Raw genomic sequence first — 15,843 nt, 5'->3', positions numbered from 1 at the left:
TCGTCGTCTTCTTCCATCTCGTCGTCTTCTTCCATCTCGTCGTCTTCCTCGTCGATCGGGTCTTCCTCCGCGTCGTCTTCTTCGCCGATCGGGTCTTCTTCCGGGTCGTCCGGATCGTCCGGATCGTCCGGATCTTCGGGACCCTCGTCGTCCGGACAACCCGCGAGGAGCGCGGCCCCGGCCGTGATGCCCGCGTACTTGAGATACTGGCGCCGATCGAGTGCCTCTTTGGGACTCATGAGCGCGGCTAAGCCGACCTGACAAAAGTATTAACGCCCGTCAGTTGCTTGCCGCTGACCGCAAGGGCCGGTTATCGAATCGTTTCGCCGAGGAAACCGAGTACTGTGAGCGTCTGTCGGCGGGCGGCTTCGAAGGGGCGTCGGCCCGTGCGGGCTAGCGATTCGAGCGGGGACGGGTCGTCGCGAACGTCGGGCCGCGGCGCGAACGGTCCGTCCGCAGTCGATCGTGCGAGCGACCTGCACGGATTTTCACCCGAAGTCGGCCGGCTCCCGCGCTCGATCGGTCGCCGAAGTCGACCGTTCTCCGAGTTCGACCGACCCTCGAGGCCGAGCGCTGTGCGATCCGGGCCTGGTGCGAGCTCTGCGACGTGACTCACGGCGTGGACCCGTGTACGTAGGACACGGCCCAGCGAATTCTCCCGATGGAGTCGAGCACGAGGCGCGGTTCGTCGAACTGCGCTCGATGGAACGCGACGGCGAGATCTATCCCGCCGGTCACTTCGTCCGAGAGCCCGGCGACGTGCCGTATTCGACCGGTCGACGGTTCGACGACACACCTCCGTCGGCGACCGGCCGACGGATTCCCGGCCACTCCGCAGGGGACGGACCCGGCAGATCGGCTCGCGGCGAGCGGGAGCCGGCAGCCCGCCCTCAAAAGACTTAACCATCTCTTGGGACTACCCTGGAGTAATGGCTTTTGAGGACCTGCTCGAGGATCCGGTCATCCAGAAGTACTTACACGAGCTGGTCGGTCCCAAGGGGATGCCCGTCGCGGCGGCGCCGCCGGACGGCGAGGTGACCGACGAGGAACTCGCCGAGGAGCTGGACCTCGAACTCAACGACGTCCGCCGGGCGCTGTTCATCCTCTACGAGAACGACCTCGCCACCTACCGCCGACTTCGCGACGAGGACTCCGGGTGGCTGACCTACCTCTGGACGTTCCAGTACGAGAATATTCCGGAGAATCTCGAAGAAGAGATGTACCGGCTCCACGACGCGCTCGAACGGCGCCGGGAGTACGAGCGCACCCACGAGTTCTATCTCTGTGAGATCTGCTCGATCCGATTCGAGTTCGGCGAAGCGATGGACTTCGGCTTCGAGTGTCCGGAGTGCGGTTCGCCGATGGACGCGATGGACAACGACCGGCTCGTCCGATCGATGGACGAGCGGATCGCGAAGCTCGAGGACGAACTCAACATCGACGCCGAGGCCTGATGGTCGTACTCGCAACGAAGCTGTACGTACAGGGTGACGCCCGCGACCGGGCGCTCGACTCGCTGCGCTCGCTCGTGGACAACGAGCTCGGCGACCTCGACGTGACCGTCGACCTCGGAGTCCGTCACGACGACTTCCCGAGCGTGACGGTAGACGGCGAGGACGCCGTCGTCGCCCGAAACGTCCTTCGAGCGGAGTTCGGCGAGATCGTCCCGGACCTGCGACCCGGCGAGACGTACGTCGGGACGCTCGATTCCTGGGACGAGGACGGAATCGTCCTCGACGCCGGCCAGGACGTCCGGATCCCGGTCGACGAGCTCGGGCTCGGCCCCGGGACGCCGAGCCAGATTCGGGATCGGTTCGGACTCGTCCAGCACCTCCCGCTGGAGTTCGTCTACGGGGGCGCGGACGAACCGAGCCGCCTGGCCGAGGCGGAACGCGACCGCCTCTTCGAGTGGACTCGAGGGAACGGGCGATTGAACGTGAACAGCGCCACGCGGGCCGAAGTCAGGGCGACCCTGAACCGGGCCGGTCACGCCCAGGATTACGTGACCGTCGAGCGGCTGGGGCTGCTGGAACAGAGCGTCGTCTGTACCGAGGACACGGACCCGCCGGGTCTGCTGGCGAGCGTCGGCTCGTACCTCCCCGCCGAGTTACGCTGCGTGGTTCCGTGACCGGGAGATGCGGGTGAGAACGTGAACCGACGACTCTTCCTCGCGGTCGCGGCGGTCGCGCTCCTCGCGGGGCTGGCGGGCTGTTCGATGATCTTCGGCGGAATCTCCGACGAGACGCTCGATCGAGAGCAAGAGTACGACGACCTCAAGGACCGAAACGCCACAGTCGCGATCGACGTCGAGTCCGCGGGGATCGTCAGCAGCGGGGAGTTCCGGGCGGTCTACGATCTGAACGGGACCGAGGAACTCGAACTCTCTCAATCCACGTTGTACCGGGATCAGGCGATCGACATCCACGCCGTCCGCTACTGGTACCCGAACGGCACGATGGTGACCGGTTCGGAACTCGACGTGGATCAGGGTCGGACGAGCACCGACGTCCGGGTCCCCGACGGGAACGGCACGCTCGCGTTCTCGGGCGACAGCGGCCGCAAGTCGTTCACGCTTCCGGCCTTCGTCGCGGGATCCTACGACGTGACGCTCCCGGAAGGTCACCGCACGTCGGCGTTCCTGCTCGGCGAGGTGCGTCCGAGCGGTTACGAACGAGAGATCGTCGACGACAGGGAGCGAATCACCTGGGAGGAGGTCGACAGCACGGTCAATCTGCAGTACTATCGGACCAGGGACATCCCGCTGTTCCTCGGGCTGGTCGCGGTCGCGCTGTCGGTCGGCGGCGCCGCGCTCGCCATCACGTACTACAAGGTCAAGCGGCTCCGTCGCCAGCGAGAGGAACTCGGCCTCGAGGTCGACGTCGAGGACGACGACCGGAAACCGCCACCGGGATTCCGCTGACCCCCCGGTGGGCGGCGAATCCGTCGATGGCCGAACGAAGCGCCACGGGTGAGCCCGTCGTGGCAGACGGTTTCGGGGGCGGCGAACGTCGACGGTGGCAGACGGTTTCGGGGGCGGCGAACGTCGACGGTGGCAGACGGTTTCGGGGGCGGCAAACGTCGACGGTGGCGGGGGTCACAGTTTTAAGCATGCGCTGTAATACGGCAGTACGAACATGTCTTCGGATCTCCCCGACGGACTTCTCGGGTCGGCGGACGGGGACCGAGAGGGTGATGGATCGGGCGGTGGGGACGAGGAGGAACGAACCTTCCACCGGTTTCTCTTCCTGGAGATCGGCAGGCACGAGCTGGCGATTCCGGTGGCGGACGTTCGCGCGGTCACGGATCCGCCCGCGGAGAGGACGCGGATTCCGCGGACGCCGCCCGCCATCGACGGCATCACCGACATCCGCGGCCAGATCACCGTTCTCGTCGACCCCCACGTACACTTCCCCGACAGCGGCGGTCCGTCGGCGACCGCGAGCCTGCTGGTGTTCGACCGACCCGATCAACCGGCCGCGATCGTGGTCGACGAGATTCACGGCGTCGAAGCCGTCCCCGAAGACGATCTGCTCGGGGTCGACGAGTTCGACCCCGACGAGATCGACGGAACGGCGCTGGCGCACCCGCTCGTCGTCGGATTGATTCGCCGAGAGCGCCGAGCCCGGGACCTGGTCGTCGACGCGATCGCCTCCGGGCCCGCGTCGCCGGAGACTGCCGAAACGGACGGGCCGACGGAATCGATAACCGACCGACTCCACGGCGGTCGTTCGACGAACGTCGACGACGAGTTCGGTGTCGAGGTCGACGAATTCTCGCTCGAGGAGGAAGAAGCCCCCGAAGAGTCCGAACCGGAGCCCGTTCAGGCGGACGTCGAAGTCGAGGTCACGCCGCTGCTCGACGTGGATCGACTGCTCCTCGCGTCGGGTCGCGTGGCCGAGTCGGACCTCGAGAACGTCGGCGCTGCCGGTGGGCAGTGAACGTCACCGCATCCGCTCTCGATTCGATCGGGAATCGAGCGCATTCATTTTCCTAGCGAACCCAGCGATCCGATGGGACCGTTGGAAGGTAAGCTGGTCGTCACCGCAGGCGTCCGCTCGCACTCGCCGATCCGACCGATCCGACTGATCCGACCCGATCCGACCCGATCCGACCGATTCAATTCGAGATTGAGTGAACCTCGAGTGCGACGCTGGGGTTGGTAGCCGCCGTCGAGGACCGCCCGTTTCGAAACTGTTCGCGGTTGTGGTACGACACCGACCCGTTGAATAACCGAGTCGGGGTCGGAACCTCACCGTCGGGCCCTTCGGACGACGCTTATCACGTCTGATAATCGGGAGACAGCATTTATGGTCGTCGTATTTCTATCGGGTGTTGGTGTACAACTAAATGTCGAAAGGGGTGCTCATCGTCGACGACTCCCATTTTATGCGTAATCTGCTGCGCCAGATATTGGAAGAGGATTATCGCATCGTAGGCGAGGCGTCGAACGGAGCCGAGGCGGTGAAACTGTACAAAGAAGAGAGCCCCGACATCGTGATGATGGACATCGTGATGCCGAAGTGTAACGGCATCAAAGCGACGGCGGCGATCAAGAAGCTCGATCCCACCTCGCGGGTCATCATGTGCACGAGCGTCGGGCAGCGCGAGAAGATGAAACTCGCCGTCAAGGCCGGTGCGGACGGCTACGTGACGAAACCGTTCGAGGAGCCGAGCGTCCGCAAGGCACTCGCCGACGTCGTCGCTGCATGACGCGCGTACTCGTCGTCGACGACTCCCGGTTCGTTCGAACCGTCGTCGGCGACGCCCTGGCCAACGCGGGCTACGAGGTGAAGTCGGTCGCGGACGGCGAATCGGCCGTCGAGGCCGCGACCTCGTTCGAGCCGGACGTCGTGACGATGGACGTCGAGATGCCGGGGATGAGCGGTATCGATGCCGTCGAACGAATCATGTCCACGAACCCGACCGCGATCGTGATGCTCAGCGCTCACACCGAAGCCGGCGCCGAGGCGACCCTCGACGCCCTGGGCCGAGGCGCGATGGAGTTCCTCCAGAAGCCGGACGGCTCCCGCGAGGAAAATCTCGCGAACCTGATCGACTCCGTGCTCGAAACGGTCGACGACCTCGCAAGCGCCGACGTGTCGTCCCTGGCGCTGGCGCGGGCGACGGCTGCGGCCCACCGTGCGGGGTCGGCCCGCCGGCGACGCGCGGTGGCCGGCGGCGCCGCCACCGGGCCGGACGAGCGCCGACGCGGCTCTGGCGATCGGAGCGCGGGGAAATCCACGACCGTGACCGTCGACCGAGAAACCGTCGACGATCCTACCGTGATCGTCGGCGCGTCGACGGGTGGACCGCGGATTCTCGAACGGCTGCTGGCAACGTTACCGCGAGCGCTCGAAGCGAAGATCGTGATCGTCCAGCACATGCCGGCCGAATTCACGCGGCGATTCGCGGACCGACTGGACGCGACCAGCGAGTACGACGTCCGTGAAGCGGGCGAGGATGACCTCGTCGGGGGCGGCGAAGCGGTCGTCGCCCCGGGCGGCTCGCACCTGGAGATCGCGGAGAACGTCGACGGCGAAATACGGGTCGAACTCGACGACGGCGAGCGAATCCACGGCGTTCGACCCTCGATCGACGTGACGATGCGCACGGCCGCCGAAACGGTTTCGGATCCGCTGGCCGGGGTCGTGTTGACCGGGATGGGCCGCGACGGCGCCGCCGGGATCGAGGCGATCGCGGCCGCGGGCGGTCGGACGTTCGCCCAGGACGAGCGGTCCAGTCCGGTCTTCGGGATCCCACAGAAAGCGATCGAGACGGGTGCCGTCGACGAGATCGCTCCCGCGGACGACCTCCCCGCCCGACTCGTCGACGCTTTCTCGGTGGAAGGTGAGAGCCATGGATGACTACTGGCGCGATTTTGTCGAGGAGAGCGAAGAGAACATCACCGAACTGAACAACCTACTGCTCGAACTCGAGCGATCGCCCGACGACGAGGCGGTCCTCGACCGGATCTTCCGGACCGCCCACACCCTGAAGGGCAACAGCGGTGCGATGGGTCTCGAGCGCGCGAGCGACCTGGCCCACGCACTGGAGGACCTGCTCGACGGCGTCCGTGCCGGCGAGGTCGAAGTAACCTCCGAGTTGATGGACACCGTCTTCGACGCGGTCGACGCCCTCGACGTGATGGTCGAGGAGGTCGCCCTCGAGGGCGACATCGAAACGGACCCTGCGGATACGATCGCAGCGCTGCGTGCGCCGCTCTCGGAGGCCGCGATGCGGGTCACGCCACCGAGCGACGGCGAGATAGACGCGACGATCGCTCGATTCGACCCGCCGTCGGACCCCGAACACGAAGCGTTTCTGGTCCGGATGGCGATCCCCGAGTCCGGGCAGCTGAACAACGGGCTCGTCGTGATCGAGGCGCTGATCGACGCGTTCGATCTGCTGGGGACGGATCCGTCCCGCACCGCGATCGAGAACCGAGAGTACGGGAGCCGGATCGACGCCGTCTTCGCGACCGCCGTCGGGGAGGCGGCGATCGCGGCCGCGCTGGAGCCGGTAGAAGCGGTCGCCGACTTCGAAATCGCGAAGGTGACCGACCGCTTCGACGCGGCGGCGACGTCGTCGGACGGAGCCGATCCGATCGATTCGTCGATGTCCCCCGACCTCTCCAGCAACGAGGCCAACGAACTGTCCGTCGATGAACTCCTCGAGGAGTTCGAGGAGCTCGACGACATCGACGCGCTCGCCGAGGAGATCGACGACGTCAGCGAGTTCGACGACATCGGCCCTGCCGGTTCCTTCGACGACATCGTCGAGGCGGATTCGCCGTCCGAATCGACCGCGGCGGACGGTCCGGCCGCGGCCGATGTCGGCGATCGGGCGGACGACGCAGACGACGAGGTCGAAGATGCGAGCGCGGTCTTCCAGGAGTTGAAAGAGGAAGTCGAGATGGTCGGCTTCGACGAGCTGCAAGCGGAGCTGGACGAACTCGAATTCGACCAGTTCGACAGCGACGACGAGATCGGGATGGACGAACTCCTCGGCGGCGACGTCGATCCCGACGATCCAACGTTCCTGGAGGGTGACGCAGGCTGGGAACCGGAATCCACTCCGACCGGCGAGGAGCGACCGACCGACCGCGTCACCGGAAGCGACACCTTCGATTCGATCGAAGAACCCGCAGCCGAGGCCGTCGCGGACGCAGAACCCGCAGCCGAGGCCGTCGCGGACGAGGGTGCCCAGGCGACGGGTGACGACGGTTTCGACGACCGTTTCGACGACGAAGCGGAAGAGGGGGCCGGTGATGATGACGAAGCGGAGGTCGGCGCCGACGAACGTGACGACGCTGTCGTAGACGACGAGGTCGACGAGTCGACCCAGGACGCCGGTGTCGATGTGGAAGCGGGGGACGCTCGGGAGCCGGAGTCGACCTCGACGACTCCCGGTTGGGTTTCCAACGCACAGTCGGGAACTGACGATCCGGCGACGACGGCCGAGGCCGACGGCGTCGACGCGGCCGATGCGGAGGCCGATTCGCCGACTGACTCCGAGGAGTCCTCGGCGTTCGCCGACGCCCTGTTTGGTGGCCCTTCGACCGATCCATCGGAGCCGACCGAGGACTCGACGACGGAGTCGGACGAAGACGAGGGCGACGTCGCCGACGGGCCCGTCGTGGCGTCCGCTGATGGACAGGTGGATGTCGATTCGGACGCAGAGCCCTTCGAAGCTGATCGCGACGATGTGGGTGTCGGATCCGCCGCCGACGACGAACCGGTGGCGGGGGCGGCGGGAGCGACTGATTCCGTCGAATCGGTCGACGCCGTCGAGGCGACATCGGACGAGCCGGCGATCGCGCCGACAGAAGCCGACGAGATCGAGCGCAAACCCGCTCTCGCTGAGGACGATGACCAGTCCAAAGACGACGTCGACGAACCCGGATCGGCTGACGAAGGGCTTCCTGACGACGCCGCGGAAGCGCCGGCGACGGACGTGGACGAAGGAGAGCCGGCAACCGACGACGTCGAGGGAGAGCCGGCAACCGACGACGTCGAGGGAGAGCCGGAGACGGACGAGGTCGAGGAAAGGCCCGGACCGGACGAGGTCGAGGAAGGGCCCGCGACCGACGATGTCGACGGAGAGCCGGCGACGGACGTGGACGAAGGAGAGCGGACCGTGGGTGACGATGATGCGATCACGGCCGATAGCCCCGAGTCGTCCACGGATGCAGCATCCGACGAGGACGGCATCGAAGCCACGTTCGACGAGGACGCGGTCGACATGCCCGTCGACGACCTCGCGGGAGACGCCGAATTCGACGGCCTGTTCGACGGCGAATCGGAAATCGGATCCACCGACGCGGCGGACGGTCAGTCGGGCGATGAACCCGCCGACGAAAGTGGCGCCGACGAGTCGGCGGACGCCGCCTCGACTGATGCCGGGTCGTCCGATTCCGACGCCGGGCCGGACGTCGACTGGGATCGTGTCGTCGATGAGGACGAGGACGCCGACGGGAAAGATGACGAACCCGGGCGCGTCGACCCCGATTCGGCCGCCGTCGAACCGGACGCAGCTGACGTGGAAGCGACCGCCGAACGGACGGACGACCCGGCCGAGGCCGAGGAGGATGAGGGGGACGCCGAGGACGGGGTCGCGGTGGATTCCGAGGCGGAACCTGACGCCGAGGACGTTACCGTCGAGGCTGACTCGGCGACGGACGTCGGTGATACCACTGCCGAGGCCAGTGTCGAAACGGACGAAGACACGGAAGCTGATGACGTTCCCGCCGAGGCCGATGCCGGCGCGGTCGAGGCGGAACCCCGACGGGGGCCGGGCGAACCCGTCGAAGATACCGCGGACGAGACAGCGCCGGAGGTCGATGACGAAGTCGGCGAGGACTCGATCGACGACTTCGGGACCGCCGACGATGCGTTCGATCCGGTCGGGGACCTCGACGACGTCGAATTCGGGCCCGACGATTCGATCGACGCGCTCGACGACGATCTCGACTACGCGGTCGCGGGGTTGTCCGAAGACGAAGACCTCGATGCGACCGCGTCGTCCGAAGACGACGACGCGTTCGCGTCGGTCGACGCCGAGCTCGACGTCCTTTCTGACATCGAGGAGCCCGTAGACGACGCGTTCGGAGCGACTGGTGCGGACGATTCGTTCGGCGACGCCGCTACGATCGACGATTCGTTCGACGACGTGGATGCGGACGACGTCTCGGGGTCGTTCGGTCCGGCCGAGGACGATTTCGATCCGGGCGAAACGACGTCGTTCGGCGACGAGGCGGACGACGGAGGGGAGTCGGACATCGCCCGCCTCCTCGACGAGCTCTCGGAGATGGCGATTCCGGACATCGACATTCCAGAGCAGATCGACCAGGAGGCGGCCGAGGAGATGGGCGACCACGCCCAATCCGTTCGCGTGGACAACGAGCAGATCGACACGCTCTTGCAGCTGGTCGAGGGGCTCGTCACGTCCCGCGTGCGGTTGCGGACGGCCGTGGACGCTCGCGAGGACTTCGAAACGCTCGAACGCGAACTCGACGACCTCGAGGACATCACGGCCGAACTCCAGGAGACGGTGATGGACGTCCGGCTCGTCCCGTTGCAGACGGTGACGAACCGGCTGCCCCGCGTCGTCCGAGACCTGGCTCGGGAACAGGGCAAGCGGATCACGTTCGATCAGGAGAACGAACACGTCGAACTGGACCGCAGTATCCTCGACCGGATCGGCGATCCGTTGATCCACCTGGTTCGCAACGCCGTCGACCACGGGATCGAAGATCCAGAGACCAGGGAGGATGCGGGCAAACCGCCCGAAGGGTCGATTACGCTCAGCGCCGAGCGCTCGCGAGACCGCGTCACGATCGAGATCAGCGACGACGGGAGCGGTCTCGAGGCCGAGCGCATTCGCGACGAGGCGGTGGCCGCGGACGTCCTCACCGAGTCGGAGGCCGACGCCCTTTCGAACGACGAGGTCTACGATCTCGTCTTCCACCCGGGGCTGTCGACGGCCGACGAGGTGACCGACGTCAGCGGCCGGGGCGTGGGCATGGACGTCGTCAGACGAACCGTCGACGAACTCAACGGTCACGTGGTCGTCGAGAGCGAACCCGGCGAGGGGACGACGGTGCGGATGACCCTGCCCGTGAGCGTCGCGATCGACGACGTCCTCTTCGTCGAGAGCGGCGGCGAGCAGTTCGGCGTCCCGGTGAAGGTCATCGACGATATCGCCGACGCCGCACTCGTCGGCCGGAGCGACGATGGACTCGTCTACGACGCCGGCGACGAGGCACTGCCGGTGATCGAACTGGGAGAGGCGATGGGCGCGGCCGGGACCGGGGCCAACGGCGACGGGATGGTCGTCCGAATCCGCGGCGACGTCCGAGAGGTGGCGCTGCACTGTGACGACGTGCAGGGCCGCCAGGAGGTCGTCGTCAAGCCCTTCGAGGGCTTCATCCGCGACGTCCCCGGACTGAGCGGAGCGACCGTCCGCGGTCGCGGGGAGGTCGTCACCATCCTGGACGTAACAACCTTATAACCATGGACGAGCAAATCGGAACTAACCGACGGAGGATTCGAACGATATGACGCTAAAAGTTGACATTCGGAAGTTGAGCTTCATTAACGAGATGGCGAAGGTCGGCACCAACGGTGTCGCCGACAACTTGAGCAAGCTGACCGGCGAAGACGCCCGAATGGAGGTCACGAAGACGAACTTCATCGACGTCCAGGACATCAAGTCCCAGCTCGACGCGGGCAAACGGGTGGGCGTTCGCGTCCGCCTCCTGGACGAGCCACACGGTCACATTCTGATCCTCTTTCCCGAGGCGAGCGCGAAGAAGATCACGGCGCTCATGCTGCGCGACGTGGTCGATGACATGGACAACGTCTCCGGCAAGATGGCCAGAAGCGCCGTCGAGGAGATGGGCAACATGATGGCCAGCGGCTTCATCGACGGCTGGGCGGACGTCCTCGGTCGCGCGATCGACACGGCGGCGCCGCAGCTGGTGTACGCGCCCGCCGGCGATATCGTCGTTCGAACCGCTGGTCTCGGCGGGGACGACCTGGCGCTGTTCTTCGATTCGAACCTCACGGTACCGAGCTACCAGATCGAAGCGGAGATCTACGCCTTCCCCGACCTGGAGGAGTTCGTCGCGATGGTCAACGGGCTCGAAACTCACACCGCATGAGACTCGACGTCAACGCCCTCGGGACGTTCTACCGCATGGCCCGAGAGGGTGCCGGGATCGCGGCCGGTCGGTTGACTCAGATGACGGGAGTCGAGACGCAAGTCGGGGTCACGAAGCTCAACTTCATGCGGGGCACCGAGATCCGCACGGACTTCGAGGACGGGGCCGAGAAGGTCGGCATCCGCGTCGAGCTCTCGGGCGGCATCGACGGCCACTCGATCGTGGTTTTCGACCGCGAGAGCGCCCTCTCGGTCGTCCAGACGCTTCTCTCGGAGTCGGAAACCGACGAGTTCGACGAGCTCAGCCGATCGGCCGCCACCGAGGTCGGCCAGATCATGAACAACGGCTTCATCGACGGCTGGGCGGACGTCCTCGAGACCGTGATCGACGTGACGACGCCGGAGTTCGTCGAGGGGAAGTCGGCCGAGACCTTCTTCGGCGACATCGACGAAGCGCCGAGCGCCGACGATCTCGCCCTCGTCTTCCAGAGCCACATCGACGCGGTCGGCACCGAGACCGGGTTCCGTCACTACCTCTTCCCCGAGCACGACTCGATGGCCGACCTCCTCGAGCGGCTGCGAACCAGCGACGGGATCGAGTACGACAAACTCGACGGATTCGACCGGATGGCCGAACAGGGCGCCGACGAGGTCGCCAACACGGCGACGACCTTGACCGGGATCGAAACCAGCGTGGAGATCCGCCGGCTGAACTTCGTCTCCCTGGAGACCATTCCGGAGGAGGTGGCCAACGAGACGCTCGTCGGCGTCGCGTTCGAGTTCGACGGAACGCCGAGCGGCTACCTCCTGTTTCTATTCGACGAGGACTCGGCCAGAGAGATCATCGAGGCGATGGTCCCGACCGGGAGCGACGACGACACCGACGAGTTCGATCAGATGGGCAAAAGCGCCATCATGGAGCTGGGAAACATCATGGCCAGCGGCTTTCTCGACGGCTGGGCGAACGTCCTCGATACGACGATCGATCACTCGACCCCCGAGTTCATCCACGACATCGGCGCCGCCGCGGTCGATCCCGTCATCATCCAACTCGGCGAGAACCAGGACTACGCGTTCGTCTTCGACACGATGGTGGTCGCGGACGGGCGGGAGTTCGATTGTGAGGTCTACGCGATTCCCGACGAGGACGACCTGGAGCGGGCCCTGAACGATCTCGACGTCGATCGCATCGAAGACACCCCGACGACCGCCGAATTCGGAGAGATCGAAGGCTCATGAAGACCTACGGCACCGAACCCGGCGCACCGGAACCGGTCCAGGTCGGCATCTCCGAGCTGGTCGTCAGCGAGGGCGAGGACACCCTGAAGTCCTACGGTCTCGGATCCTGTCTGGCGATCGCCCTCTACGAGTCCGATTCCGGTATCGGCGGGCTGGCTCACACGATGCTTCCCGACGGCGACGCCGTCGAGAACAGCGACGCGAAACCCGGCAAGTACGCCGATACGGCCATCAGGGCGTTGCTCCGGCGCATGGTCGAGCGCGGCGCCACGTACACGGAAGTCGAGGCCAAGATCGCCGGCGGCAGCGACATGTTCGAGTTCGAGAGCTTCGGCGACGGGGTCGGACAGCGAAACACGGACGCGGCGCGCGAGGAACTCGACAAACTGGGCGTGCCGCTGGTCGCCGAGGACGTCGGCGGCACCTACGGCCGGACCGTCGAGTTCACGCCAGGAACCGGAGTCCTCGTCGTGAAGACCGGCAACGGGGAAACCGGAGTGAAGGAACTGTGATGGAGGAGGCGTTCGCCGACGTCCTCACCTTCGTCGAGGACGAACTCGGGTTTGCGACGAGTCACTACAACGAAAGTTACCTGAACCGGCGGATCTCCTCGCGCATGCGTCGGACCGGCCGTGACGATTACGCGGCGTACTTCGATCTCCTGCGGGCGAACGGGGACGAACAGGCCGCCCTGCTCGATTCGCTTTCGATCAACGTCACCGGGTTCTTTCGAAATCCCGACGTCTGGTCGGGAATTCGAGACGTCCTTCGCTCGCTATCCGAATCGAACGACTCTGTCCACGCCTGGTCGGCCGCCTGCGCGGACGGCCGCGAACCCTACTCCCTGGGGATGCTCGCGCTCGCGGATCCGGAGATCGACGGCTCCAGCGTCTACGTTCAGGGAACCGACATCAGCGAAGCCGCCCTCGAGACGGCTCGGAACGGCGTCTACGAGCGTTCGCGCACGTCGGACATCGGCGATCAGCTGTCCTTTCTGGACGAGTACGAGCAGTACGTCGAACGCCGCGACGGCGCCTATCACGTCGCCGACGCCGTCAAGGAGCGGGTGTCCTTCGAACGCCACGACCTGATCAACGACGAGCCGAAGTCCGGCTTCGACCTCGTCATCTGTCGAAATCTGTTTATATACATCGACAACGAGTACAAAGAGTCGATGCTCGAGACGATCGCGGATTCGCTGCGCCCCGGGGGCTACCTGGTGATCGGGAAGGCCGAAACGATCCCGCCCCAGATGAAGTCCGATTTTGCCGTCCACGACGGCCGACTTCGAATTTACCAACTCGAATCCGTCGAGGCGACACACTGACGCGTGGCGTCTCGGGACCGACGAGTCGACGGCCACCCACACCGCCCCGAGCCCGTCGGCTACCGTTCGATACATGAGCGCCCGGCGAGTACGCGGGCACAGATGGACGAACGCGTCGGCCGGTACGTGCGGCGGGCCGAGTCCGTGCTGGCGTCGGAGCCGCCGACCGCCGCGGCGACGACCCGCGAGTGGCTCGTCGACCCGCTGCTCGCCGCCCTCGGCTGGGACGACGACGCTCGCGAACACGACGTCGCCGTCCGCGGCGTCGAGCTCGCCGCGCTCCTCCGAGCGGGCGAGGACGGAACGACGCCCGCGGTCTACGTCGCGGTCGAACCCGCAGACCGCACCCTCCGGGGCGGCGCTGAGCGACAACTCCTCGAGCTGATGGCCGCGACGGGCGTGGATCGGGCGATATACACCACCGGACGGGAGTTCGTCTTTCTGGCGGGCGATCGGGGCGCCGACCGACTCGCCGTCGACCTCGAGTCGCTCCCGGACCACGTCGGATCGCTCTCTCACTTCACGAGGGAGCGACTCGATCGACGTCTCGCCCGCTCGACGGCGCGCGAGGTCTCCGCCAGACGGCTGGCCGTACGGCGTGACGACGTGGCGGCGAGGGTCGCCGACCTCGTCGCGGAGACGGCTGGTGACATCGGAACGCGGACCCTCCTCGACGATGCGGGACGCTTCGTCGACGACGTCGTCCGATCGCTGGGTGCGGACTCGCCCGTCAACCGGGAGCACGCGACGGCATCTCCGGATCACGACGGCCGCTGCGAGGACGGCCCTGGCGTGCCATCTGACGGAGGCCGGACTGACTCGGTAGCGGGTGGTGCCAGTACTGATGCGCCGTCCCCTGGGCCCCCATCGGGGCGGGCGATGGACACCGGAGCGTCCGATTCCGCGAGCGCGCGGGGGGATGCGTCGACAAGCGAGCAGGCGGCGGCGGATGCATCCGCCGATCAGGGACCGCCCGACGAGAACCCACCCGCCGATCGCGTCCCGCCCGCCGACGACGTCGAGGGCGAATTCGTCGTCCGGTTCTTCACCGACCGCGGCTCGATCGGAGCCGTCGGCCACTCGACGTCCGCCGGCGCGCTGGCCGAAGCGACCGAGTACTGCTTCGAGCGCGGACTCCGAGGCGTGCGGATCCCCTGGGGCCCGGACGACGGTGACGTCGTGCTCGGCGACGACCCAGTCGACGAAGACGGATCGCGGTGGGCGGCCTACGAGCGACTCGAGAACGGGTTGTACGTGAACACGTCGGGGAGCGTGGCGGATCGGGCGGAACGGGTGCAGGAACTGGTTTCGCGGGCCGGCTTGCGAGCGATGCTGTCCGGAGATTGGGACGGAAGCGCCAGGTAGCGTGAGGTTCGTCAGTGGTCAGTCGTAACTGATGTTGATAGTCGTTATTCTGACGACAACGTGACCCTCGTCCTCTTCACCGCAACTATAATCTCCGTTCTCTCCCCAGTCGTCGAGGAACCTATCCCAGCCGTCGTCGAACGTTGAGTCTTCTATTGTAATATCGACCTCGTCACCCGTATACACCTCCGCCTTGCCCTGTTTTGATGCGGTGATTTCGCGGCCGCCGGAGGCCATGACACGGACATCGTCACCTTCCACCACCGCGAGCGAGACGATCGCTCGATTATCGTCTTTACACTTGATCGGCGGGTCCCGGACGGCGAATCCGCCCTCCTCGGTTTCACGGAAGACACCGCCTCCGTGATAGGCGAATTTGGCGCCGTCATGCTCGTACGTGAATGCGCCGAGCGATAGTTCGTTATCGTATATTTCAACGCCACCTTCCCTTACGGTCAACGTCATGTTCGTCTCGTTAGTATCCGTCTGGATCGTACCGCCCCGCAAATTCAACTCGCTCGACCGGGTGTTGATGCCGTCATTCCGTTGGATGTCGTTGAAGTTCTCGGCCATCGCATCGAGCGCACGCTCCGCGTTCTTGGTCTGTTCGCCCTCCTGGAAATCCTCCATCGCGCTAAAGCCACTCACGTAGAGGATGCCGACGGAGCCGATGATGAGGCCGAAGACGATGACGAACCCGACCACTTCGCTCACGCCACGTTCGTCGAACATCACGATCCCTCCTCGATCGT

Annotated in this window: 14 protein-coding genes and 1 pseudogene; 13 read left to right on the top strand and 2 right to left on the bottom strand. The window is 65.9% G+C overall.

The window, feature by feature from the left end; translation table 11 throughout:
- The coding region (locus QZT59_RS11595) for a twin-arginine translocation signal domain-containing protein (protein ID WP_290816123.1) at positions 1-239 on the bottom strand (239 nt) is incomplete at its 3' end.
- Positions 240-559: 320 nt separating this feature from the next.
- Between QZT59_RS11595 and QZT59_RS19225 the strand changes: the two are divergent.
- From QZT59_RS19225 to QZT59_RS11535, 13 genes and pseudogenes are all read left to right on the top strand, one after another.
- Positions 560-798: pseudogene (locus tag QZT59_RS19225) on the top strand (DNA protection protein DPS); the annotation flags it as partial.
- 131 nt (positions 799-929) lie between these two features.
- Positions 930-1,454 carry a transcription factor gene (locus QZT59_RS11590; RefSeq protein WP_290816120.1) on the top strand — a complete coding sequence of 175 codons (525 nt, stop codon included), beginning with the start codon at positions 930-932 and terminating at the stop codon, positions 1,452-1,454.
- Positions 1,454-2,128, top strand: a complete 675-nt coding sequence (locus QZT59_RS11585; protein ID WP_290816117.1) for a DUF2110 family protein — start codon at positions 1,454-1,456, stop codon at positions 2,126-2,128. Before QZT59_RS11590 ends, QZT59_RS11585 begins: the two co-directional genes overlap by 1 nt.
- Positions 2,129-2,149: 21 nt before the next feature.
- Positions 2,150-2,920, top strand: coding sequence for a DUF5803 family protein (locus QZT59_RS11580; RefSeq protein WP_290816114.1), 771 nt, complete (start codon positions 2,150-2,152; stop codon positions 2,918-2,920).
- 214 nt (positions 2,921-3,134) lie between these two features.
- On the top strand, positions 3,135-3,938 hold the full coding sequence (locus tag QZT59_RS11575) for a chemotaxis protein CheW (RefSeq protein WP_290816111.1): 804 nt from the start codon (positions 3,135-3,137) through the stop codon (positions 3,936-3,938).
- A 409-nt stretch (positions 3,939-4,347) separates the two neighbouring features.
- Positions 4,348-4,710 carry a chemotaxis protein CheY gene (gene cheY, locus QZT59_RS11570; RefSeq protein WP_290816108.1) on the top strand — a complete coding sequence of 121 codons (363 nt, stop codon included), beginning with the start codon at positions 4,348-4,350 and terminating at the stop codon, positions 4,708-4,710.
- Positions 4,707-5,864: a chemotaxis-specific protein-glutamate methyltransferase CheB gene (gene cheB, locus QZT59_RS11565; protein WP_290816106.1), complete on the top strand. Its 1,158-nt coding sequence runs from the start codon at positions 4,707-4,709 to the stop codon at positions 5,862-5,864. Before cheY ends, cheB begins: the two co-directional genes overlap by 4 nt.
- Positions 5,857-10,509, top strand: a complete 4,653-nt coding sequence (locus tag QZT59_RS11560; RefSeq protein WP_290816103.1) for an ATP-binding protein — start codon at positions 5,857-5,859, stop codon at positions 10,507-10,509. Before cheB ends, QZT59_RS11560 begins: the two co-directional genes overlap by 8 nt.
- Before the next feature lie 46 nt (positions 10,510-10,555).
- Positions 10,556-11,161, top strand: coding sequence for a chemotaxis protein CheC (locus tag QZT59_RS11555; protein WP_290816100.1), 606 nt, complete (start codon positions 10,556-10,558; stop codon positions 11,159-11,161).
- Positions 11,158-12,399 carry a chemotaxis protein CheC gene (locus QZT59_RS11550; protein WP_290816097.1) on the top strand — a complete coding sequence of 414 codons (1,242 nt, stop codon included), beginning with the start codon at positions 11,158-11,160 and terminating at the stop codon, positions 12,397-12,399. Before QZT59_RS11555 ends, QZT59_RS11550 begins: the two co-directional genes overlap by 4 nt.
- The gene (locus QZT59_RS11545) at positions 12,396-12,911 is read left to right on the top strand and encodes a chemotaxis protein CheD (RefSeq protein WP_290816095.1); all 516 of its coding nucleotides are present in this window, start codon (positions 12,396-12,398) and stop codon (positions 12,909-12,911) included. Before QZT59_RS11550 ends, QZT59_RS11545 begins: the two co-directional genes overlap by 4 nt.
- The gene (locus QZT59_RS11540) at positions 12,911-13,726 is read left to right on the top strand and encodes a CheR family methyltransferase (RefSeq protein ID WP_394348651.1); all 816 of its coding nucleotides are present in this window, start codon (positions 12,911-12,913) and stop codon (positions 13,724-13,726) included. Before QZT59_RS11545 ends, QZT59_RS11540 begins: the two co-directional genes overlap by 1 nt.
- A 102-nt stretch (positions 13,727-13,828) precedes the next feature.
- Entirely contained in the window at positions 13,829-15,091 is a 1,263-nt protein-coding gene (locus tag QZT59_RS11535) for a hypothetical protein (protein WP_290816089.1), read from the top strand.
- An 18-nt stretch (positions 15,092-15,109) separates the two neighbouring features.
- Here QZT59_RS11535 and QZT59_RS11530 read toward each other — a convergent pair.
- The coding region (locus tag QZT59_RS11530; RefSeq protein ID WP_290816086.1) for a hypothetical protein at positions 15,110-15,843 on the bottom strand (734 nt) is incomplete at its 5' end.

Source organism: Halovivax sp., from assembly GCA_007119345.1.
Taxonomy (GTDB): Archaea; Halobacteriota; Halobacteria; order Halobacteriales; family Natrialbaceae; genus Halovivax.
Note: the sequence above shows the minus strand (reverse complement) of the source record. Positions and strands in the feature narration are given on the sequence as shown.